This window comes from Acidovorax sp. GW101-3H11 (assembly GCF_001633105.1).
Lineage (GTDB): Bacteria > Pseudomonadota > Gammaproteobacteria > Burkholderiales > Burkholderiaceae_C > Acidovorax.
In genome coordinates this window covers 754,927-777,371 of sequence record NZ_LUKZ01000009.1, presented here as the reverse complement: position 1 = coordinate 777,371, position 22,445 = coordinate 754,927, and the positions used below count along the sequence as shown (strand labels likewise).

Sequence of the window (22,445 nt, the reverse complement as noted above, 5' to 3'; positions counted from 1 at the left end):
AGCCTGCTGGGCGAATACGGCTCGGGCGGCAGCAACAGCAGCGGCACCGCCCAATACATCTACCTGCCCACCGCCAGCGGCCCCATGCCGATAGCGGCAGTGATCAAAGGCCAAACCTATGCCGTCCACAGCGACCACCTGAACACCCCTCGCAAACTCACCCAGCCCGACGGCCAGGTGGCATGGCAATGGGCGTACAGTGCGTTTGGAGACGAGCAGCCCACCATCGGGGCCAAACGGTTCACCAGCCAGAGCACCAACCCCACCACGGGCGCCACCAGCATCCCGGAAGTCACGTTCAACCTGCGGTATCCGGGGCAGTACTTCGACAAAGAGACGAAGCTGCACTACAACCACTTCCGTAGCTACAGCCCGGCGATGGGCGGGCGGTACACGCAGTTTGATCCGATTGGATTAGCGGGCGGGTGGAACCGGGCTACCTATGCGGACGGTAATCCGCTGAGCGCGATAGATGCGGATGGTTTGAATTTCGTCAATGTCGCAAACTGGCTGGCAATGCGCGCTCAAAACGTGTATTACCGCTATGGTCCGGCGATCACGGAGTTCGTCGCCGGGGCGTCAGGGGTAAATGGGGCGGTCGTCTCGCCGATGAGCCCGCTGGTGGCACAGATTCCCACGAATGTGTCGCGTATGACGCCAGTGGTGCGAGGAATTCTTGAGGGGGTAGAGTCTGGAGGTTTTTGCTCTGCGGCTGCCTTTGGGCGCAAGATTGAGTTGGTAGATGGATTTTACCAGGCCGAGGGGTCAGCTTTTAAATTCTCGGAATATTACTATAATAAGCTTTGGACTTCAGGGCGTCCTGCTGCTTTTCTTCAGGCAGAAGAGGTGCTAAATACTTATAGGAGTGTTGCTCCTGATCGTATGCCTGGATTTAATCGCTACGTTAACGAGGTGTATGAAATGGTATACAACCCTGCAACGAGGGAAGTTTGGCACGTTCAGCCGCTGAGAAAATAATTTTATGTTTGAAGATAATCTATTTTCTGTGTACCAAGTCTTTCTTTTTGAGGGCGGGGAAAGAGTTGGTTATTTGGAGGATCGATTTGGTTTTTTTTCAAATCAGCCCGTTTTAATTGATGAGAGAAGAAATATAAAAAATTCATACGCTCTTTTATTTTCTGGTGAAAATAAAAGAAGATTGGAGGAGTTGTATTTTGATGCGATGAAGGAGATGGAGGGAGCTGATTATGATCGATGTGATCATATTTTGAGAGCTTTGGAGTTTATTCAGCAGATTTCAGCTACTGCAATGTGGCGATATGGCCAGAGCGTGAGCCAAGTAATGGAAGATTTTGTCAGGGATTTTGACCGATTGGATGTGCCGGCGGAGCGTCATCGTCTATATGAAGTTGCGCAAATGGCCAGGCGGTCTCAAATCTGAAGTGCAACACCCTCATATTCACCGGGGTCAGGTCTTGCCTTTTGCCTCCACTCCGCACAAACTCCGCTGCAATCTAACTCAGCGGAGTTTCCGAACATGGCAAGGCCCCTACGCATCGAGTTCCCAGGCGCTGTGTATCACGTGACCTCTCGGGGAGACCGGCGCGAGCCCATCGTACTGGGCGACGAGGATCGCGAAGACCTGTTGGGCGTGTTGGGTCAGGCGCTGCATCGGTTTGATGCTTGTGCCTTGGCATGGTGCTTGATGGACAACCACTATCACTTTGTTCTGCGCACGCGGCAGCCCAATTTGTCGCTGTTGATGCGCCATGTGAACGGTGTCTATACCCAGCGTTTCAACCGCCGCCATGGCAAGGTGGGGCATCTGTTTCAAGGGCGGTTCAAGGCCATTTTGGTGGACCGCGATGCCTATTTGCTGGAGGTGTGCCGCTATGTGGAGCTCAACCGGGTGCGCGCCCAGCTGGTGGAGCACCCGGCGCAATGGCCTTGGTGCAGCTACCACGCGCTGACGGGCGTGCGCCCAGCCCCGGACTGGCTGGATGTGCAGGCGGTGTGGGATTATCTGCTGGGGCGTGATGTGGTGGATGAGGACACGCGCAGCCAAGCGGCCCAGGCGTATGCAGCGTTGGTTCAGGCTGGGCAAGGGGTGCAGCTATGGACCCAGGGGCTGCGCCAGCAGGTGTATCTGGGCGATGAAGGCTTTGTCTTGCGCATGCAGGCTTTGGCCAGTAACCGGGCTGTGAGCGCCAAAGAGGTGCCCAAAGCCCAGCGCGCCAGCCCCAAGAGTCTGCAAGATTGGCTGGCCCAGTGCCCCACGCGTGAGCAGGCTTTGTATCAGGCGCACTATGCGTCGCAAATCAGCCTGTCAGAGATTGCCCGGCAGTTGGGGCTGTCCGTGTCCCGCATCAGCCGGATTGTTTCGGGGCAGAGGGCTTTGAGGGAAACTGCTAGGCTGGATGAAATGAGGCTGGGGGAGGCAAAAGGCAAGACCTGACCCTGTTCACTCCTGGGGGAGGCAAAAGGCAAGACCTGACCCTGTTCACTCCTGACCCTGTTCACTCCCTGTTCACTCCTCTGTTCACTCCTGACCCTGTTCACTCCATGACCCCGTCCACTCCATGAGGCTGGGGGAGGCAAAGGACAAGACCTGACCCCGTTCACCCACAGCGACCACCTGAACACCCCCCGCAAACTGACCCAGCCCGACGGCCAGGTGGCTTGGCAATGGGCGTACAGTGCGTTTGGAGACGAACAGCCCACCATCGGGGCCAAACGGTTTACCAGCGAGAGCACCAACCCGACCACGGGCGCCACCAGCATCCCGGAAGTCACGTTCAACCTGCGGTATCCGGGGCAGTACTTCGACAAAGAGACGAAGCTGCACTACAACTACTTCCGCACGTATGCGCCGGGTACGGGGCGGTATACGCAGGGGGATCCGATTGGGTTGGATGGGGGGTGGAATCGGTTTGGGTATGTGGGAGGGAATCCGCTCAGCCGGACCGACCCGCTGGGACTCTTTGAAGTCGAGGGTTATCCTAGTTCGGCCTTCGACAGGCGGAAGTATCCCGCCAATGTCCAGGAGCTTTATCGGTACGCTAGTCACCTTCAAGACTTGCTGGCAAAGGCGTGCCCTGGAAACAAAAAGGCAAAAGAGCTGTTTGATGCTTGGATTGGCCGGATCACTGCCGGTGGCGGGAACCCCGTTACGGACTATGAAAAGAGAACCACGGACTTCACTCGCCCGTTCTTCGATCCATCGAATTACGGCTATGGCAAGGCCAGTCCTCAGTTTGTCTTCATGCACGAATTTATGCATCTAGTTGACTCGAACAATCGAGTCATGCGGCAGACGTCGACTGGTGAATACATCAACAAGTACATGCAAGGCCAATCGAATCAGTTGCCTGGTGAGAGGCACGCTGATCAGCTTGTGCGCGATCTTCTGAATGGGAAGTGCCCATGCGACTAGCTCCCTTCGCACTCGCAGCGGCGCTGGCGCTAGCGTCGCCGCTCGCGTGCGCCGAATATTGGGTGTACTACGACATCCTCCATCCGAATAGCCAGTTCGTTCTGGAGACAAAGCCGGATCGAAGTGCGTGGGTAGACGTTGCAGGTCCAGTGAAGTACTGCCAACGTGGCGAGGGCTTTCAGTGCTTTGCGGCCGGTGACTTTCGATTCGCGGTTCCACGCGGCTTCACGGGAACACAACAGAGGTGGAATCTTGACGGTGCGGCCTATGAGGTGACTGGGACGAGTCGCCGACAACTTCTTGGCCGGACATACACAACCTACTTCATCGAAACCGACATTGCGCAGCATCGGCTGCGCTATCTCTACACCCTTGAAGCCGGCTTGATCGGAATTGCCACTGTTGGCAAACCCGAACGAATGCAGTTGATGCTGGGTGGAAAATGCGGATTTGGTGCACCGTCGGACTGCACCCAAAGCACCAAGCTTCGCTGACGTACCTAGCTCCCGCGCTACTGCGACCGGAGCAACGGGATCACCCATTAGCCGAGCCCGTCAAGTGGCAAATTGGGATTGGGGTCAGGTTTTGCCTTTTACCTGAGTCGCGTACCGGTGGATTCAAAGCTGAATTGCACACCGCCCCACATATGCTGGCTTACAGCTGTCAAAAACTCCTAAATTGATAGCTGTCAGCACATACCCATCAGGCGGTAGCGCCCAATTTGGCTCTAAACCCAGCAAGGCCAGCCCGCCTGCTGGGCTTTGAGCCGACGGCCACCAGCGCGGCAGGCAACAGCGCCAGCACCAGCGTCACTTACCAACACAACAGCGCAAGTGACCTGTTGGGCGACGGCCTGACTACCTACCGCTACGACAGCGAAGGCCGCATACAGAGCGCTTGAAACCGATGGGGCCAGGTTTCAGAGTTTCCGAGCCAATCAAGCACCAACAAAAAGGGCTCCCAACAGGAGCCCAGTTTGCTTGGCCAGCACGGGTGTCTTCAAAACACCTCCCATGGCACCAGCACCCGCACCGCGCGAAGTGCCGCCACCATGGGAAGTCCCGCAACTGTGTCAATCGATCAACCGATTACATGGCGCTGAATTCGCCGTGGGGGATCTGGCCGGTGCGCACGGCTTCGGCAGCCTGGGCGCGCACGGCAGCGCGGTCGGCGTTGGACTTGTAGGTCACCACGCGCGAGCCTGCGGGTTCCATGTTGTGGGTCTTGGCTTCCACTACGGCTTCGGCTTGCACTTCAGCGCGGGTGCGGTTGGTGTCGAACTTCAGGGCAAATTGCGAGCCATCGGCTTCGTCAGCGTGGGCGCCAAAAGAGGCGAAAGCAGCCACAGCAGCGATGGAGAGGAAACGGGCGGTCTTGTTCATGATGAAAATCCTTGAAAGTGAAAAAAGCGTCTCAAAAAAGCCGGGTCAAAAACCATTCCTGAACCGGGTTCGGTGAGTCGCCTTGCGGGTTCGGCTCATCGATGGGCTGAACTGTACGCCGATGGTGTTCACGGAAAAACCATCCAGTCGCAAACTAACTGTTCCGGTATTGAGAACAATCGACGATCCGGCCGTTGAGGGCCGGGGAGTGGCCAAACCGCCTGTGGCAAACTCCCGCGCTTCGCCTTTTGTTCCTATCGTTAGACCGCGTCTGAGAGAGTTTTCCCACCATGCAGCAGATCGTTCGGCAGTTGGCCGCAGAAATCAAAGTCAGTGAATCCCAGGTGCGCGCAGCGGTGGAGCTGCTGGACGGTGGGGCCACGGTGCCCTTCATCGCCCGCTACCGCAAGGAGGTGACGGGCGGGCTGGACGACATCCAGCTGCGCGAGCTGGAGGCGCGCCTGTCGTACCTGCGCGAGCTGGAAGACCGTCGCGTGGCCGTGCTCAAGGCGATTGACGAGCAGGGCAAGCTGACCGACGCGCTGCGCGCCGCGATTGCGACCGCGCCCACCAAGCAGGAGCTGGAAGACATCTACCTGCCGTTCAAGCAAAAGCGCCGCACCAAAGGCCAGATTGCGCGCGAGTTCGGCATTGAGCCGCTGGCCGACAAGCTGTTTGCCGACCCGACGCTGGACCCGGCTGTAGAGGCCGCCGCGTTCACCAAGCCGCCCGAGGTGCTGGACGATGGCAAGCCGGGCGCCGACTTCTCGACCGTGCCCGCCGTGCTCGACGGCGTGCGCGACATCCTGAGCGAGCGCTGGGCCGAAGACCCGGCCCTGGTGCAAAACCTGCGCGAATGGCTGTGGGCCGAGGGTCTGTTGCGCAGCAAGAAGGTGGAGAGCAAGAACGAGAACGACCCCGAGGTCTCCAAGTTCCGCGACTACTTCGAGTACGACGAGCCCATTGGCCGCGTGCCTTCGCACCGCGCGCTGGCGGTGTTTCGGGGCCGAGGCCTCGAAATCCTCGAAGCCAAGCTGGTGCTGCCCGTGGAGCCCGAGCCGGGCAAGCCCAGCCTGGCAGAAGGCAAGATTGCGCTGCACCTGGGCTGGAGCCATGCGGGCCGCAAGGCCGACGACCTGATCCGCAAATGCGTGGCCTGGACCTGGCGCGTGAAGCTGAGCCTATCGACCGAGCGCGACCTGTTCGCCCGCCTGCGTGACGATGCCGAGAAGGTGGCGATCAAGGTGTTCGCGGACAATCTGCGCGACTTGCTGCTGGCCGCCCCCGCTGGTCCGCGTGTGGTGATGGGGCTGGACCCCGGCATCCGCACTGGCGTGAAGGTAGCCGTGGTGGACGCCACGGGCAAGCTGGTGGAGACGGCCACGGTGTACCCGCACGAGCCCAAGCGCGACTGGGATGGATCATTGTTCACCCTGGCCAAGCTGGTGGAAAAGCACGGCGTGAACCTGATTGCGATTGGCAACGGCACGGCCAGCCGAGAGACGGACAAGCTGGCGGCCGACCTGATCAAGATGGCCGCCAAGGCCGAGCGCGCCATCGAAAAGGTGGTGGTGAGTGAGGCGGGCGCTTCGGTGTACTCCGCCAGCGAGTACGCATCGCAAGAGATGCCCGATGTGGACGTGAGCCTGCGCGGCGCCGCCTCCATCGCCCGCCGCCTGCAGGACCCTCTGGCCGAGCTGGTGAAGATCGACCCCAAGAGCATCGGCGTGGGCCAGTACCAGCACGACGTGAACCAGAGTGAGCTGGCGCGCACGCTGGGCACGGTGGTGGAAGACTGCGTGAACTCGGTGGGCGTGGACCTGAACACGGCCAGCGTGCCCTTGCTCAGTCGCGTGTCGGGCCTGTCAGGCAGCGTGGCAAAGGCCGTGGTGCGCTGGCGTGAGGCCAATGGCGCGTTCAAGAGCCGCAAGCAGCTGATGGACGTGGCGGGCCTGGGCGCCAAGACCTTCGAGCAGAGCGCGGGCTTTTTGCGTATTCGCGGCGGCGAGAACCCACTCGACATGACGGGTGTGCACCCCGAAACCTACCCCGTGGTCGAGCAGATCATGGAAAAGACGGGCAAGCCCGTGGCCGAGATCATGGGCCGCGCCGACATGCTCAAGACCCTGAAGCCCGAGCTGTTTGCCAACGACAAGTTTGGCGTGATCACCGTCAAGGACATCCTGACCGAGCTGGAAAAGCCCGGCCGCGACCCGCGCCCCGACTTCAAGGTCGCGCGCTTCAACGACGGCGTGGAAGACATCAAGGACCTGAAGGAAGGCATGGTGCTGGAGGGCACGGTGAGCAATGTGGCCCAGTTCGGCGCCTTCATCGACCTCGGCGTTCACCAGGATGGCCTGGTGCACGTGAGCCAGCTGGCGCACAAGTTCGTGAACGACGCGCGCGAAGTGGTCAAGACCGGCGACATCGTCAAGGTCAAAGTGATGGAAGTGGACGTGGAGCGCAAGCGCATCGGCCTGTCGATGAAGCTCGACGCCGCACCGCGCCCGCAGGGCGACCGCGACCGGGGCCCGCGCGACAACCGTTTTGAAGGGGCAGGCCGGGGTTACGCCCAGCCCCCGCGCCGCGCCAACGAGGCGGCCCAGCCGTCGGCCATGGCGTCGGCGTTTGCGAAGTTGCAACAGGCCAAGGGCCGGTAACTGCGCGCTGGCGGTGGGGGCCTGCCGGGGGCCATAATCGCCAGCACCCCCATCACAACAGGTGCCCTGTCCCATGGAGTTGAACGCACTGCTGGCCCAACCTGTGGCACTGCCCAGCCTGCCGCGCGCCGTGGCGCTGCTGATGAGCGAGCTGGCCCAGGGCGAACCCAGCCTGCGCCGCCTGAACCAGCTGTTTGGCACCGACCCGGCCCTGGCCGCGCGCCTGCTGGAGCTGGCCAATTCCCCCACCTTCCAGTTGCCGCGCCAGATCGCGGGCATCCCCGAGGCGCTGGCGCTGCTGGGCATTGCCCAGCTGCGCACGCTGGTGTCGTCGGCCCCGCTGGGCACCACCTCGCGGTCGGTGCCGGGCGTGAACATGCAGCAGTTCTGGCGCTACAGCCTCAACACCGCCAAGCTGGCCCGTTCGCTGGCGGGCATCGTGCACCAGAACCAGATTGCCGCCTACACGGCGGGCCTGCTGCACGCGGTGGGCGAGCTGGTGATCCACCTCGTCGATCCGGAAAAAGCCCAGTCGGTCAACACCCTGGTGGCGCCGTTCGATCTGCGCCGCGACAAGATCGAGCAGCGCATCTTTGGCTACAGCTACGGCCACGTCACGGCGGGCTGCGCGCGCCGCTGGCAACTGCCCGAGGTGGTGATCGACGCCCTGCAGTACCAGAGCGCGCCGTTCGACAACAAGGCCTACGAGCCTCTGGCGGGTGTGATCCACCTCGCCGCCTGGCGCGCCCGTGCCCGCGAAGCCGAGCTGAGCGAGAAAGAGCTGGCCGTGTCCTTCCCCGGTGAAGTGGGCCTGACCCTGGGCCTGGACATCGACATGGTGCTGCAGCAGGACCCCATCGACTGGACAGCCAAGCCGGAAGTGGCGGATTTTGTGGTGTAGGCCCCTGGGGCCCGCGCAGCTTGGCGACAGCCCGCAGCGTGCTGCTTTGCGACAATCGCCGCCATGAAAGCACTGCGCATCCACGCCGGCCCCCGCGCCCGGCAACACCTTGAGCAACACGGCCTGCAACCCGGCGATGTGGGGGTGATCCCCGCAGCCGCAGGGGGCCCCAAGGGGCTGATCCTGGGGCCGCTGGACCGGTTCATTTTTGGGGAGTGGCTGCCGCAATCTGACCAGCCCGTGCACCTGGTGGGCGCCTCGATTGGCGCGTGGCGCATGGCCACGGCCTGTTTGCAGCAATCGGTGCCGGCGTTTGAGCGGCTGGAGCATGACTACATCCACCAGGACTATGAGCTGCCTCCAGGCAAGAAGCGCCCTACGGCAGCCCATGTGAGCGAGCGGTTTGGACGCAACCTGGATGCGTTTTATGGCGGGCGGGKGGACGAGGTGCTGAGCCACCCGCGCTATCGCCTGCACATCATCACGTCGCGGGGTCGGCACCTGCTGGGGCGTGAGCATGGTGTGGCAACGCCGCTGGGCTATCTGGGCGCCTTCCTGACCAATACCGTACACCGCAAGGCCATGGGGGCCTGGCTCGAGCGGGTCGTGTTCTCGTCGCCCGACGCAACGGTGCCGGGGGCGGCCTGTGCGGCGCTGCCGTTTGGCACGTCGGACTACCGCACGCGGCAGGTGCGGCTCAGTGCGGCCAATTTCATGCCCGCGCTGCAGGCCAGCTGCTCCATCCCTTTTGTGCTGCAGGCCGTGCACAACATTCCGGGGGCGCCGCCCGGGGCGTACTGGGATGGCGGCATCACCGACTACCACCTGCATCTGGCCTATGGCCAGGCAGGCTCGGATGCTTCTAATTTGATAGCTGAAAAGGCAATAGGGACGCGCGCAGACGGCCTAAAAACCTTGAAAAGCGAGGGTGCGCAGGCCATGGCGGCAGGTGCGCGCCCGGGTTCTGCGGGCATCGTGCTGTATCCGCACTTCCAGCACCGGGTGGTGCCGGGCTGGCTGGACAAGGGCCTGAAGTGGCGCCACCGGGCCACCCCCGCGCTGGACAACATGGTGGTGCTGTCGCCCAACCCCGACTGGGTGCGCGCGCTCCCCAACGCCAAGCTGCCGGACCGCAAGGACTTCACCCACTACGGCACCGACAGCCGCGCCCGTGCCCAGGCCTGGCTGGGCGCCACCAGCGCCAGCCAGCAGCTGGCGGATGAATGGGCCGAGTGGCTGCAGCGGCCCGACATGGGGGCCGTGCATCCCCTGTAGGCGGGGTGAACGTGGTTTGAACGTGGGGTGGGCGCGGTCCGAACGCTCTGCCGCTTGGCCTGCTCTCACGCATCCACTGCGTTGCGAGGGAAGTTGCCCGTTCGCCGCTCTGGCGGCCCTCAAGCCGACGCAGGGCGCCGCGTGGCCGCGTCCTGCACCGCCCGGGCGGCGTGGCGGGCCGCATGGTCGCGCGCCCAGCCCAGCACCTCATGGGCGGGCATGGGCCGTGCGATGCCGTAGCCTTGCGCCCGCTCGCAGCCCAGCTCCAGCAGCCGGGCGGCATGTTCGGCGGTCTCCACGCCTTCGGCCACCACATGGCGGTGGAAGGCGGCGGCCAGGGCCACGATGGCCTGGACCAGGGTGAGGTCGTCGCCGTCCTCCAGAATGCCGCGCACGAAGGACTGGTCGATCTTGATCGTCTCGGCGGGCAGGCGCTTGAGGTAGGACAGCGATGAGTAGCCGGTGCCGAAGTCGTCCAGCGCAAACCGCACGCCCAGGGCCTGGCAGCTTTGCATCATGCTGCGCATGTACTGCATGTCCTCCAGGGCGGCGGATTCGAGGATCTCCAGCTCCAGCCGGGTGGGGGACACCTCGGGGCAGGTGTGCAGGATGTCCTTGAGGCGCGGCACGAAGTTGGGCCGGTGGAAATGGGGCGCGGCGATGTTGACGCTGACCTCCCACAGCATGCCCGCATCGGTCCACTGCCGCATCTGGGCCAGGGCCTGGCGCAGCACCCATTCGCCCAGCTCGACCTGCAGGTCGGTGTCTTCCACCAGGGGCAGCACATGCTGCGGGCCCAGCAGGCCTTCGGTGGGGTGTTGCCAGCGCAGCAGGGCCTCCAGCCCGATGATCTCGCCGGTGCGCAGGTTGACCTTGGGCTGGTAGTGCAGCACCAGTTCGCCCGCGTGCAGGGCCTGGGCCACGCGGGTCTGGCGCGTGTGCTGGGTCTGCACGGCATGGTCTTGCTGTACGTCGAACACATGCAGCTGGTTGCGGCCGAAGCTCTTGGCCTGGCACATGGCCTGGTCGGCGTGGCGCAGCAGGGTGTCGGGGCTGGCGTTGTCGTGCGGAAACACGGCCACACCAATGCTCACGGTGGTGTTTACCTCGCGGTTGTCGATGGCATAAGGCGCGGCCAGCTGTTGCATGAGCACGGCCAGGCGGGCTTCGATGGCCGGGATGTCGGGTTGCTCGCCCAGCAGCAGCACAAATTCGTCGCCGCCCATGCGGGCCACGGCATCGCTTGGGGTGATGAAGGCCCCCAGGCGCCGGGCGGTTTCCTTGAGCAGGCGGTCACCCACGCGGTTGCCAAAGGCGTCGTTCACCGCCTGGAAATGGTCCAGGTCCAGCATGCACACGGCCAGCAGCAGGCCCTTGTTGCGGGCCACGAACAGGGCGTGCGTGAGGCGCTCGGCCAGGGCGGTGCGGTTGTAGAGCCCGGTCAGCGGGTCGTGCCGGGCGTGCCAGGAGATCTGGTGGCGCAGGTTGCGGGCTTCGGTCACATCACGGAACACCAGCACGCAGCCCACGGCCTGGCCGTTGTGCTGGCGGATGGGCGAAGCGGTGTATTCGATGGCGTAGCGTTCGCCCGAGCGGTGGATCAGTACCTCGTGGGTGGCCTGCTGCAGCGCGCCGGGCTGGCTGTCGCGCTCGGCGGCCGTGCTGGCGTTGCGGCTGGCGGGCTCTTCGTACAGGCGGAACACATCGTCCAGCTGCCGGCCCACGGCCTGCAGGGCGGTGAAGCCGGTCATGAGCTGCGCGGCCTCGTTGAGGGTGTCGATGCGCCCCGCCAGGTCGGTGGTGATGACCCCGTCGCCAATGGAGGCGAGCGTGACTTCGGCGCGCTCCTTCTCGGCCTGCAGGGCCTCTTGGGCGCGCTTGCGTTCGGTCACGTCCACCAGGGTGCCGATGGTGCCTGCCAGCGCGCCGCTGGTGCTGGTGAAGGGCGCTTCGTAGTACGCCATGTACAGCGGTGGCTGGTGGGCGGTGTGGAGGGGGTGGATCGCGACCACGTTGTCCTGTGCGTTGGCGACCTGGGCCGAGTGTTCGGGCGCCAGGGCGTCGGGCACGTTGGAGGCGTGGTGGGCGCCGGTCGGGTCCACCGGGGCCTGGAAGAGCCGCTGCCAGGCGCGGTTGGTGTCCACATAGGTGCCGTCGGCATTGCGCACGAACACGGGCAGGGGCAGGGCGTCGATCAGCTGCCGGGTGAAATGCAGTTGCTCGCTTTGCTGGCGCTGGGTTTCGTGCAGCGACAGCACCAGCGACTGGACCTTGCCCGCCATGTCGTTGAACGTCTCGGCCATGGCCCGGGATTCGAGGGTGCCGGTCACCTCCATGCGGGTGCCCAGGTAGCCCTGGCGGAACGCATCGGTGGCCTGCGCCAGCCGCCGCAGCATGCGTGCATTGGCGCGCAGCAGCAGGGTGAGCAGGAACAGGATGGTGAAGATGTTGAGCGCCGAGATGCGGGCCTGGACGATCACCGTGCCCCAGACCCGGTCCACCAGCGGCTGGGTCTGCAGCGCGATGGTCAGGCGGCCCGGGGTGCCGTCGGCCAGGCGCTGGGCGGACTGCTGCAGGGGCTGGGGGATGTTCAGCCAGCGGGCAAACCAGGCCGGGGCTGCCGGGGCGGTGGGGGCGGGGGCATGCACCTCGGTGGCGGGCAAGGCGAGCTGCTGGGCCGACTCCGAGGGCTCCCACCGGAGCGCCTGCACGCCGGGCCCCAGGTGGGTGATGCCATCGCGCAGGATGCCCGCAATCGCGTCGGCATCCGGGGTGGGGGTGGTCGCCAGGCGCGGCAGGAGGTAGTCACTGGCGCGGCGCAGTTCGGCCGCAGCATGGCGGTGGACTTCGCCGGTCTCGGCCTGCAGCAGGGCGTGGTAGCGCACGCCACTGACCAGCAGGATGATCAGCACGATGGGGACGTAGAGTCGGGGGTAGGTGCCCCGCAGAAGCCATGTGCTGAGATTTGCAGTGCGCGTCATCGGCGGTGGCCCTCTCCCCCATCCCAGGTAATGAATCGTTAATTAATGGTGAACCGGTGGGAGTCTAGCCGCAGGTGCTGCGCGGGCTGACTTTTGATCGAAGCCTGGTGGGGGAGTGTGGCGAGTTTGTGACATTTTGTAATGTTCAAGCCAATGCCACCTGCGGCGGGGCCCGCGCGCGGGTCCGAAGACCCGTGGCGGGCGGATGGGGATGCGGTCAGCGCGACTGGGCCAGCATGTCGCGGTATTCCTCGGGGGTGGCAATGCGCGGGTTGGTCTTGTGGCAGTGGTCGGCCATGGCGCCTTTGATGATGTCGTCGAACATCGCCTCGTTCACCCCCATGGCGGCCAGGCCCGTGGGCAGGCCCAGGCGGGCGTTCATATCGCGGATGGCTTCGGGGATGTCGCCTGCGCTGGCCAGGCCCATGGCGTGGGCCATGCGTTCCAGGCGCTTTTCTTTTTGCACCGACTCGGCCTGCGCGTTGAAGCGCACCACGGCGGGCAAAAACATGGCGTTGAGCGTGCCATGGTGCAGGCGCGGGTTCACGCCGCCCAGGCTGTGGCTGAGCGAGTGCACGGCGCCCAGGCCCTTCTGAAAGGCCATGGCGCCCTGCATGCTGGCGCTCATCATGTGCAGGCGCGCGTCGCGGTCGCTGCCGTTTTTGGTGGCCTGTTCGATGTTCGCCCAGCCGCGCGTGAGGCCGTCCAGCGCAATGCCGTCGGCGGGCGGGTTGAACGCGGCGGACATGAAGGTTTCCATGCAGTGCGCAATCGCGTCCATGCCGGTGGCTGCCGTGAGCATGGGCGGCAGGCCCAGCGTGAGTTCCGGGTCGCAGATGGCGGTCTTGGGCACCAGGTTCCACGAGTGGAAGCCGAGCTTGCGGTGGTCGTCCACGATGATGATGGCGCCGCGCGCCACCTCGCTGCCGGTGCCGCTGGTGGTGGGCACGGCGATCAGCGGCGCAGCGCGGTCGGTGATGCGCGGCGAGCCGCCTTCGATGGTGGCGTAGTGCGTCAGCGGCCCCTCGTGCGTGGCGGCAATCGCGATGCCTTTGGCGCAGTCGATGGCCGAGCCGCCGCCCACGGCGATCAGGCCGTCGCAGCCCTGGGCCTTGTACATCTCCACGGCGGCGCGCACGGCGGCTTCGGTGGGGTTGGACGGGGTCTGGTCAAACACGGCCACCGTCATGCCGGGCAACGCATCGAGCGCCTTTTGCAGCACGCCAGCAGCCTTCACGCCAGGGTCCGTCACGATCAGCGGGCGGGTGATGCCCACACGCCCGCATTCCTGCTTGAGCAGTTGGACGGCGCCGAATTCAAACTGGATCTGGGTGACGTAGTAGATGAAAGCCATGGTGCAACAGGATGTGTGAATGGGAGTGCCAGCGATTACGATAGCCCGCCAGCCCTTGATACGGGTTCTGAGCCCACTTTATAAGGAGGAGACAGCCGTGAAAACGAAGCAAACCCTGATGGTGACCCTGGTGGCCGTCGCATCTGTGACAACGGCCCAGGCCCAGTGCCTGAGCGAAACACAGGCCGCCGAGCTGGTGGCCAGCTACGTGGCCAAGACCCCGGCCGCCAACCCCGAGAACCTCACCGACGCCGATGGCGCCTGCACACGCGGCAAGGTCAACGCCTTGCTGGCCCAGCGCATGGGCAAGGTGATTGGCTACAAGGCGGGCCTGACCAACCCCGCCGTGCAAAAGCGCTTCAACACCGACAAGCCCGTGTGGGGCAAGCTCTACGAGGGCATGGTGCTGCAAAGCGGCGCGACGGTGGACCCCGCATTCGGCGCCCGCCCCCTGTACGAAGCCGACATGCTGGTGCGCGTGAAAAGCGCCGCCATCAACCAGGCCAAGACCCCCATGGACGTGTTGGACGCTGTGGACCAGGTCATCCCCTTCATTGAACTGCCCGACCTGATGGTGCAGGCGCCACCCAAGCTCAACGGCGCTGGCGTGACCGCCATCAACGTGGGTGCACGCCTGGGGGTGGCCGGTGCGCCCATTGCGGTGCCTGTGTACCGGGGCGAGCGTTTTGCCATGCTCAAGGCACTGGCCGACATGAACGTGTCGCTGGCCGATGGCGCAGGCGCGCGCCTGGGCGGCGGCAAGGGCAGCGACATCCTGGAGCATCCGCTCAATGCCGTGGTGTGGCTGGCCGGTGCGTTGGCGCAGGAAGGCCTGGCGATGCAGCCGGGCGACCTGATCAGCCTGGGCTCGTTCTCTGCATTGCTGCCGCCCAAGTCGGGTCTGGCGGTGACGGCGACCTATGACGGCCTGCCCGGCGCGACGCCCGTGCGCGTGACCTTCAAGTAAGCCGCTCCCAACGGCCCGCCGCTGTGCAGGCCGTTGCCTTTCTTTTCGCCATAGAGACCCCACCGTTGACCGACCTGCACATCCACCACACCCGCCTGACCCCGCAGATGCGCAGCGTGCTCGAACGCATGGCCCGCGCCGGGCACCCACCGTTGCACACGCGCACGCCGCAGGACGCGCGCATTGCCTACCAGGCGGGTGCGGATGTGCTGGAGGTGCCCAAGGCCGCGCTGGCGCGGGTGGAAGACCTGCAGATCCCCACCCGCGATGGGGCCCAACTGCCCGCGCGGCTGTATGCGCCCAGCACCGACAAGGGCCTGCCCATGCTGCTGTACACGCACGGCGGCGGCTTCACCATTGGCAACATCGCCACACACGACATCCTGTGCCGCGAACTGGCGCGCCTGGCCGGTTGTTTGGTGGTGTCGCTGGACTACCGGCTGGCGCCGGAGCACCGCTTCCCCACCGCCAGCAACGATGCCTGGGATGCGCTGCAGTGGCTCGCAGCCAACGCGGAACGCCTTGGTGCTGACCCCCAACGCCTCGCTGTGGGTGGCGACAGTGCAGGCGGCACGCTGGCCGCCGTCAACGCCATCCTGGCGCGCGATGCGGGCCTGCCGCTGGCGCTGCAGCTGCTGATCTACCCCGGCTGTGCGGCGCACCAGGACACGCCGTCGCACGCCACTTTTGCGCGCGGCCTGGTGCTGGAGGAGCCTGCCATCAGCTGGTTCTTCGGCCATTACGTGACCACGCGCGAGGAGCGCGAGGACTGGCGTTTTGCCCCGCTGCTGGCGCCGGACGTGGAGGGCGTTGCGCCCGCCTGGATCGGTCTGGCTGAATGCGACCCGCTGGTGGACGAAGGCATTGACTACGCCGACAAGCTGCGCCTGGCGGGCGTGCCGGTGGACCTGGACATCTACCGCGGCGTGACCCACGAATTCATCAAGATGGGCCGCGCCATCCCCGAGGCGCGCAAGGCCCATGCCGACGCGGCCCGTGCGCTGCGCCTGGCTTTTCACCTGGAGTAAATCAATCCATGCAACGCAGTGACTTCCGTTGTTTCCACCGCCTGCGCGTGCGCTGGGCCGAGGTGGACATGCAAAAGATCGTGTTCAACGCGCACTACCTCATGTACATCGACACGGCCATGTCCGACTACTGGCGCGCGCTGGCGCTGCCGTACGAAGCCAGCATGCTGGCCCTGGGCGGCGAGATCTATGTGAAGAAGGCCACGGTTGAATACCACGCCTCGGCGCGGCTCGATGACACGCTGGATGTGGGCATGCAGTCCACGCGCATTGGCAACTCGTCGTGCCTGTTCACCGCAGGCATTTTTTGTGGCGACCGGCTGCTGATCTCGGCCGAACTGGTCTATGTGTTTGCCGACCCGGCCACGCAGACCTCCCGCCCCGTGCCGCCCGCACTGCGCGCAATCTTTGAAGGCTTCGAAGCGGGCGCCGAGATGGCCGAGGTGCGCACGGGCGACTGGAACACTTTGGGGCGTGACGCAGGCCGCGTGCGCACGGCAGTGTTTGTGCACGAGCAGGGCATCCCCGCCGACGTCGAGGCCGATATTCACGACATTTCAGCCCGCCATGCCGTGCTCTACAACCGGCTGGGCATGCCCATCGCTGCAGGCCGCCTGCTGCAGCCATCGCCGGGCGTGGGCCGCATTGGCCGCATGGCGGTGGACCGCTCGGTGCGTGGTGCGCAATGGGGGCGGCAGTTGCTGGATGCGCTGGTAGACGCCGCCCGCGCCCGGGGCGACACCGAGGTGCAGCTGCATGCCCAGAGCAGTGCCGAGGGCTTCTACCGCCGCGCGGGCTTCGCCGTGGTGGGCGAGCCGTACGAAGAGGCGGGCATTGCGCACATTGCCATGGCGCGCAAGCTGCAGTGATTTGCTATTAAAAAGTGAGCTGCTAGCGCATGATGGACGCGCGCAGGAGCCCATTTTTATTCAAATATCTTCGAGCAGAGGGTAGGGCAGGGGCTGCAGCGACAGCGCCACGCCATCCGCCGCGCCCACCTGCAGGCTGCCTGCCTGCGCTGCGCTGATCTGCAGCGACACGATGGTGTCGAAACCGCTGCCCGGTGCAGGTGCCACCTGCACCACCGTGCCGCACGGCTGCTCCAGATCGCTGGTGCTGAACACCTCGGCGCCCACCGCCACCTCGGCTGCGGCGTGGGCGATGTAGGCGCGGCGCTTGAGCGTGCCCCGGAACTGGCTGCGCGCCACCACCTCCTGGCCGGGATAGCAGCCCTTCTTGAAGTTCACGCCGCCCACGGATTCGTAGTTGAGCATCTGGGGCACAAAGGCTTCGACCACAGGCGTGGTCAGTGTGGCCACGCCACTTTTTACTTCGCTCCAGCGCCACAGCGCCTCGTCCAGCGCGGGGCCTGTGGGGGCGGGGTTGGCTGCCGGGGCCACCCACAGCGCGCGGGGCTGGCCGTCGGCGGGATAGAGATGGACCACTGATGCGCTGCCGGTGTCGGTCTTGGTCCAGGCGGGCTGGCTGCCGCCGGGCAGGGCGTCTCCGGCCAGGCCGTACAGGGCAAAGTCGTTGGTGGCGTCGGTCAGCTTGGCTTTGGCGCGCAGCACAAACATCGACAGGCGCTTGAGTGTGGGCGGCAGCAGGTCGCGGCTGCAGACCAGCAGCACTTCGGTGGCGCTGCGCTTGAAGCCAATGAAGCTGGCCTGCATCCGGCCCTTGGCCGACAAGAAGGCCGCGAGGCGGGCCTGCTCCATGCCGAGCAGGGCGAAATCCTGGGTGAGCTGGCCGTGCAGAAAATTGGCGGCGTCTTCGCCTTCCACGCGAATCACGCCGAGGTGGGACAGGGGGGCAATGCCATTCAAGGGGTAGGTCATCGCTGAATTATGATGCCCTGTTTCATACATACAGACGGCAGGGTTGTGCGACGTTTACTGGCTTTGATCGTGTTGGTGGGGATCGCACTGGGCGGTGCCGCTTACTGGTGGCTGCACCAGCCGCTGGACCTGGGTCCCGAGCCGCTGGAGCTGGCCATCGAGCCCGGCACCACGCCACGCGGCGTGGCGCGCGATGTGGTGGCGGCCGGAGTCAAGACGGACGCGCGCCTGCTCTACGCCTGGTTCCGCGTCTCAGGGCAAGACCGCGCCATCAAGGCCGGCAACTACGAAATCCCGCCTGGCACCACGCCCATCAGCCTGCTGCAAAAGCTGGCCCGGGGCGAAGAGGCGCTGCGCGCACTCACCCTGGTGGAAGGCTGGAACTGGCGCCAGGTGCGCCAGGCGCTGGCCAAGGAAGAGCAGCTCAAGCGCGACTCCGCCACGTTGACCGACGAAGCACTGATGGCCCAGCTGGGCCGCCCCGACGTGGCGCCCGAGGGGCGGTTCTTCCCCGACACCTACACCTACGCCAAAGGCTCCAGCGACATTGCCTTGCTGCGCCGGGCGATGCACGCCATGGACCGCCGCCTTGAAGCCGCCTGGGCGCAGCGCGCGGCCGACACGCCGCTCAAGTCGGCGGACGAGGCGCTGATCCTGGCCAGCATCGTTGAAAAAGAAACCGGCAAGGCCAGCGACCGGGGCCAGATTGCAGGCGTGTTCGTCAACCGCCTGCGCGTGGGCATGCTGCTGCAGACCGATCCCACGGTGATTTATGGCCTGGGCGAGAAGTTTGACGGCAACCTGCGCAAGCGTGACCTGCAGACCGACACCCCCTGGAACACCTACACCCGCCCCGGCCTGCCACCCACGCCCATCGCCATGCCCGGCAAGGCCGCGCTGCTGGCCGCCGTGCAGCCGCAGGCCACGCGGGCGCTGTACTTTGTGGCCAAGGGCGACGGCAGCAGCCACTTCAGTGCCTCGCTGGAGGAGCACAACCGTGCCGTCAACCGCTACCAGCGCGGGCAGCAGTAGATTCAACCAAGGCTTCCATGTCACGACCCGGACTCTTCATCACCTTTGAAGGCATCGATGGCGCAGGCAAGTCCTCGCACATCGAGGGCCTGGCGGCTGCGTTCCGCACCCAGGGCCGCACCGTCACCGTGAGCCGCGAACCCGGCGGCACGCCGCTGGCCGAAAAGCTGCGCGAGATGGTCCTGAACGACCCGATGGATGCGCTCACCGAGTCCTTGCTGATCTTCGCAGCCCGCCGCGACCACCTGCTCAACGTCATCGAGCCTGCACTGGCCCGGGGCGACGTGGTGCTGTGCGACCGGTTCACCGACGCCACCTTTGCCTACCAGGGCGCGGGGCGGGGCTTTGATCTGGAGGTGCTATCAACTTTGGAGCGCCTGGCCCAGACAGGACTGGCGCAGGACCCTGTTTTGATGCGTGAACCCGACCTGACGGTGTGGTTTGACCTGGCCCCCGAGGTAGCGGCCGAGCGCCTGGCCGGTGCACGCGTGCCCGACCGCTTCGAGGCCCAGCCGGTCGAGTTCTTCCGCCGCGTGGCCCAGGGCTATGCCGATCGCGCTGCTGCGGCGCCCCAGCGGTTTGCCCGCCTGGATGCGGCGCAAGACCGCCACCGCGTGTGGCAGCAGCTCACCAGCGTGTTTGTGCGCAAGGGCTGGCTGGCCATCATGGTCGCCACACAGGGAGGGCCGCAATGAGCGAGTCAGCCGTGCCATTGGCACCCTGGATCGCCGCGCAGCGCACCAGCCTGTTGGCCCAGCGCGGCCATGCGTGGCTGCTGCAGGGGCCGTCGGGCCTGGGGCAGTACGCCCTCGGGCTGGAAATGGTCCGTGCCTGGCTGTGCGACGCGCCGACAGAGCGGGGCGCCTGCGGCCAGTGCGGCAGCTGCCACGCCATCGACGTGCGCACCCATGCCGACCTGTGCGTGCTGATGCCCGAGGTGCAGATGATGGCGCTGGGCTGGCCCCTGTCGGAAAAAGCCCAGGCCGACATTGATGACAAAAAGCGCAAGCCCAGCCGCGAGATCCGCGTGGAGGCCATGCGCGATGCGGTGGAGTTCTCGCAGCGCACCTCGGCGCGTGGCAAAGGCAAGGCCGTGCTGGTCTACCCGGCCGAGCAGATGAACCATGTGACGGCCAACGCGCTGCTCAAGACGCTGGAAGAACCGCCGGGCGACGTGCGTTTTGTGTTGGCGAGCGAGGCTGCGCACCAGCTGTTGCCCACCATCCGCAGCCGCTGCCTGGGCCACACCATGGTCTGGCCTGTGGAGGCCGACAGCCTGGCGTGGTTGCAGGCCCAGGGCCTGGCCCGGGATGCGGCAGCGTCGTTTCTGCGTGCAGCAGGTGGGCGGCCCGAGGACGCCCTGGCGCTGGCCCAGTCCGGCCGCAGCCCGCAGGCCTGGTCTGCCTTGCCGCAGGCGGTGGCTCGCGGCGATGTGACGGCGCTGGGCGACTGGGCCCCGGCCCAGGTGATCGACGCGCTGCAAAAGCTCTGCCACGACCTGCTGGCCGCCAGCGTGGGCGCCGCACCACGCTACTTTGCGCCCGCCGACCTGCCCAAGACGCCGCCGCTGGGCGCGCTCACCCGCTGGTCGCGCGCGCTCTCCAAGGCCGCACGCACGGCAGACCACCCGTTCAATGGCGGGCTCATGCTGGAGGCGCTTGTCGCCCAGGCGCGAAACACCCTACACTCCAAACACTAAGCCGCACCCCCACCCATGAGCAGTCCATCCACCGCACCCCGTCCCAGCGTCATGCAGCTGGCCATCAAGGAGAAAGGGGCCCTCTACGCGGCCTACATTCCCTTTTTTGCCGAAGGGGGCATTTTTGTACCCACCCAGCGCGACTACAAGCTGGGCGACGACGTGTATGTGCTGCTGACCTTGCCGGACGACACCCAGCGCTACCCTGTGGCAGGCCGCGTGGCCTGGGTCACACCGGCCCGTGCTGCGGGCAACCGCACCCAGGGCGTGGGCATCCAGTTCCCCAAGGACGAAAAATCTCGCCAGCTCAAGGCCAAGATCGAGGAATTGCTGGGAACTGCGCTGGGCTCGGACCGTCCTACCCAGACGATCTGACCGCGCCGCCGCTGCCCCTGTGCCGACCCGCGCTGGCTGGTCGGCTTTTTTATTTTGAAATCGCATGTTCACTGATTCGCACTGTCACCTCAACTTCCCGGAACTGGTCAGCCAGCTGCCCGCCATCCGCCAGGCCATGGCCGAGGCGCAGGTCACCCGGGCCCTGTGCATTTGCACCACCATGGAAGAGTTCGAGGGCGTGCACGCCCTGGCCCTGGCCCACGACAACTTCTGGAGCACGGTGGGCGTGCACCCCGACAACGAGGGCGTGACCGAGCCCAGCGTGCAGGATCTGCTGGACCGCGCGGCACTGCCCCGCGTGGTGGCGATTGGCGAGACCGGCCTGGACTACTACGGCATGGAAGATCGCAAGGGCGGGCGCAGCATTGCCGACCTGGAATGGCAGCGCGACCGCTTCCGCACCCATATCCGCGCGGCGCGGGCCTGTGGCAAGCCGCTCATCATCCACACGCGCAGTGCGTCTGACGACACACTGGCCATCCTGCGGGAAGAGGGCGAGGACGGCGGCGGCAACCAGGCGGGCGGCGTGTTCCACTGCTTTACCGAGTCGATGCAGGTGGCGCGGGCCGCGCTGGATCGGGGCTACTACATCTCGTTCTCGGGCATCGTCACCTTCAAAAGCGCGCAGGAGCTGCGCGACGTGGTGGCCTTTGTGCCGCTGGACCGTATGCTCATCGAGACCGACAGCCCCTACCTGGCCCCGGTGCCCTACCGTGGCAAGACCAACAACCCGTCGTATGTGCCCCATGTGGCCCGACAGGTGGCCGAGACCAAAGGCCTGGCGCTGGAGGTGGTGGCCGAGGCCACCAGCCGCAATTTCGACCGCTTGTTCCCGGGGGTGATGGCATGAGTCTGCAACGACGTTCCGCCCTGGCCGCTGTGGCGCTGGGTCTGGTGTCTGCCCAGGCCTGGGCGGGTGCTTATGAAGATTTTTTTGTGGCCATCCTGCGGGACGATGGCGATGCGATCACTGCATTGCTGCGCCGGGGTTTTGACCCCAACACGCGCGACCCCAAGGGGCAGGTGGGGCTCACCATCGCATTGCAGAACGGTGCCAACAAGGCCTTTGCTGCGTTGCTAGCGTCGCGCACGGTGAATGTGGATGCCCGCAATGCCCAGGATGAAAGCCCGCTCATGATCGCCGCGATCAAAGGCAATGTGGATGCGGTGAAGGCGCTGATCGCCCGCGAGGCCGATGTGAACAAGACCGGCTGGGCGCCGCTGCACTATGCGGCATCGGCGGGCTCGCCGCAGCATGCGGTCATCATCTCGCTGCTGCTGGAGAACCATGCCTACATCGATGCCACCTCGCCCAACGGCACCACACCACTCATGATGGCCGCGCACTATGGCTCGATTGAAGCGGTGCAGCTTTTGCTAGACGAGGGCGCAGACCCTACGCTCAAGAACCAGCTGGGTTTGACTGCCGCCGATTTCGCCTTGCGTGTGAGCCGCACGGAGTCTGCCGAGAAAATTGCTGCCGCCATTCGGCGGCGCCAGCCCAACCGGGGCAAGTGGTAAACAGCAGGTAGCCTGCT

The 22,445-nt window shown here is 65.2% G+C and carries 21 protein-coding genes; 17 read left to right on the top strand and 4 right to left on the bottom strand.

The window, feature by feature from the left end; all coding sequences use genetic code 11:
• From A1D30_RS09530 to A1D30_RS25485, 5 genes are all read left to right on the top strand, one after another.
• On the top strand, window positions 1-978 hold a 978-nt coding region (locus A1D30_RS09530), incomplete at its 5' end, for an RHS repeat-associated core domain-containing protein (RefSeq protein WP_277922019.1).
• A 4-nt stretch (window positions 979-982) separates the two neighbouring features.
• Window positions 983-1,402, top strand: a complete 420-nt coding sequence (locus A1D30_RS25490; protein WP_131798442.1) for a hypothetical protein — start codon at window positions 983-985, stop codon at window positions 1,400-1,402.
• 96 nt (window positions 1,403-1,498) lie between these two features.
• Entirely contained in the window at window positions 1,499-2,416 is a 918-nt protein-coding gene (locus A1D30_RS09520) for a transposase (RefSeq protein WP_082836383.1), read from the top strand.
• A gap of 219 nt (window positions 2,417-2,635) precedes the next feature.
• On the top strand, window positions 2,636-3,394 hold the full coding sequence (locus A1D30_RS09515; RefSeq protein WP_063460486.1) for an RHS repeat-associated core domain-containing protein: 759 nt from the start codon (window positions 2,636-2,638) through the stop codon (window positions 3,392-3,394).
• Window positions 3,385-3,888, top strand: a complete 504-nt coding sequence (locus tag A1D30_RS25485; RefSeq protein ID WP_131798441.1) for a hypothetical protein — start codon at window positions 3,385-3,387, stop codon at window positions 3,886-3,888. Before A1D30_RS09515 ends, A1D30_RS25485 begins: the two co-directional genes overlap by 10 nt.
• Window positions 3,889-4,482: 594 nt before the next feature.
• Here A1D30_RS25485 and A1D30_RS09510 read toward each other — a convergent pair.
• Window positions 4,483-4,776: a hypothetical protein gene (locus A1D30_RS09510; protein WP_063460485.1), complete on the bottom strand. Its 294-nt coding sequence runs from the start codon at window positions 4,774-4,776 to the stop codon at window positions 4,483-4,485.
• 290 nt (window positions 4,777-5,066) lie between these two features.
• Here A1D30_RS09510 and A1D30_RS09505 point away from each other — a divergent pair, with 290 nt between their 5' ends.
• From A1D30_RS09505 to A1D30_RS09495, 3 genes are all read left to right on the top strand, one after another.
• The gene (locus tag A1D30_RS09505) at window positions 5,067-7,436 is read left to right on the top strand and encodes a Tex family protein (RefSeq protein WP_063460484.1); all 2,370 of its coding nucleotides are present in this window, start codon (window positions 5,067-5,069) and stop codon (window positions 7,434-7,436) included.
• A 73-nt stretch (window positions 7,437-7,509) separates the two neighbouring features.
• Complete coding sequence (locus tag A1D30_RS09500) at window positions 7,510-8,337, top strand: HDOD domain-containing protein (protein WP_063460483.1); 828 nt, start codon at window positions 7,510-7,512, stop codon at window positions 8,335-8,337.
• Window positions 8,338-8,400: 63 nt separating this feature from the next.
• Window positions 8,401-9,612 (top strand): patatin-like phospholipase family protein, encoded by a 1,212-nt coding sequence (locus A1D30_RS09495; RefSeq protein WP_063460482.1) that lies wholly within the window; start codon window positions 8,401-8,403, stop codon window positions 9,610-9,612.
• A gap of 119 nt (window positions 9,613-9,731) precedes the next feature.
• Here A1D30_RS09495 and A1D30_RS09490 read toward each other — a convergent pair whose 3' ends face one another.
• Both A1D30_RS09490 and A1D30_RS09485 read right to left on the bottom strand, forming a co-directional pair.
• Window positions 9,732-12,524 carry an EAL domain-containing protein gene (locus A1D30_RS09490; protein WP_242421833.1) on the bottom strand — a complete coding sequence of 931 codons (2,793 nt, stop codon included), beginning with the start codon at window positions 12,522-12,524 and terminating at the stop codon, window positions 9,732-9,734.
• A 286-nt stretch (window positions 12,525-12,810) separates the two neighbouring features.
• The gene (locus A1D30_RS09485; RefSeq protein ID WP_063460480.1) at window positions 12,811-13,947 is read right to left on the bottom strand and encodes an iron-containing alcohol dehydrogenase; all 1,137 of its coding nucleotides are present in this window, start codon (window positions 13,945-13,947) and stop codon (window positions 12,811-12,813) included.
• A 97-nt stretch (window positions 13,948-14,044) separates the two neighbouring features.
• On the opposite strand from A1D30_RS09485, the gene A1D30_RS09480 reads away from it, so the two are divergent.
• The 3 genes from A1D30_RS09480 (at window position 14,045) to A1D30_RS09470 (ending at window position 16,811) form a co-directional block, all read left to right on the top strand.
• Window positions 14,045-14,914, top strand: a complete 870-nt coding sequence (locus tag A1D30_RS09480; protein ID WP_109790914.1) for a fumarylacetoacetate hydrolase — start codon at window positions 14,045-14,047, stop codon at window positions 14,912-14,914.
• Between the two features lie 107 nt (window positions 14,915-15,021).
• Window positions 15,022-15,942, top strand: coding sequence for an alpha/beta hydrolase (locus tag A1D30_RS09475; protein WP_063460898.1), 921 nt, complete (start codon window positions 15,022-15,024; stop codon window positions 15,940-15,942).
• Window positions 15,943-15,950: 8 nt separating this feature from the next.
• Window positions 15,951-16,811: a YbgC/FadM family acyl-CoA thioesterase gene (locus A1D30_RS09470; RefSeq protein ID WP_063460479.1), complete on the top strand. Its 861-nt coding sequence runs from the start codon at window positions 15,951-15,953 to the stop codon at window positions 16,809-16,811.
• A gap of 60 nt (window positions 16,812-16,871) precedes the next feature.
• Here the strand turns inward: A1D30_RS09470 and A1D30_RS09465 are convergent, their stop codons facing one another.
• The gene (locus A1D30_RS09465) at window positions 16,872-17,780 is read right to left on the bottom strand and encodes a folate-binding protein YgfZ (RefSeq protein WP_063460478.1); all 909 of its coding nucleotides are present in this window, start codon (window positions 17,778-17,780) and stop codon (window positions 16,872-16,874) included.
• Window positions 17,781-17,789: 9 nt separating this feature from the next.
• Between A1D30_RS09465 and mltG the strand changes: the two genes are divergently transcribed.
• The 6 genes from mltG (at window position 17,790) to A1D30_RS09435 (ending at window position 22,428) form a co-directional block, all read left to right on the top strand.
• Complete coding sequence (gene mltG / locus A1D30_RS09460) at window positions 17,790-18,812, top strand: endolytic transglycosylase MltG (protein WP_199865942.1); 1,023 nt, start codon at window positions 17,790-17,792, stop codon at window positions 18,810-18,812.
• 17 nt (window positions 18,813-18,829) lie between these two features.
• Window positions 18,830-19,507: a dTMP kinase gene (gene tmk / locus A1D30_RS09455; protein WP_063460476.1), complete on the top strand. Its 678-nt coding sequence runs from the start codon at window positions 18,830-18,832 to the stop codon at window positions 19,505-19,507.
• Window positions 19,504-20,511 carry a DNA polymerase III subunit delta' gene (locus tag A1D30_RS09450; RefSeq protein WP_063460475.1) on the top strand — a complete coding sequence of 336 codons (1,008 nt, stop codon included), beginning with the start codon at window positions 19,504-19,506 and terminating at the stop codon, window positions 20,509-20,511. Before tmk ends, A1D30_RS09450 begins: the two co-directional genes overlap by 4 nt.
• Window positions 20,512-20,526: 15 nt before the next feature.
• Window positions 20,527-20,886 (top strand): PilZ domain-containing protein, encoded by a 360-nt coding sequence (locus A1D30_RS09445; protein WP_063460474.1) that lies wholly within the window; start codon window positions 20,527-20,529, stop codon window positions 20,884-20,886.
• Between the two features lie 64 nt (window positions 20,887-20,950).
• Window positions 20,951-21,757 (top strand): TatD family hydrolase, encoded by an 807-nt coding sequence (locus A1D30_RS09440; RefSeq protein ID WP_063460473.1) that lies wholly within the window; start codon window positions 20,951-20,953, stop codon window positions 21,755-21,757.
• Complete coding sequence (locus tag A1D30_RS09435) at window positions 21,754-22,428, top strand: ankyrin repeat domain-containing protein (RefSeq protein WP_063460472.1); 675 nt, start codon at window positions 21,754-21,756, stop codon at window positions 22,426-22,428. Before A1D30_RS09440 ends, A1D30_RS09435 begins: the two co-directional genes overlap by 4 nt.
• The last annotated feature ends 17 nt before the right edge of the window (window positions 22,429-22,445 follow it).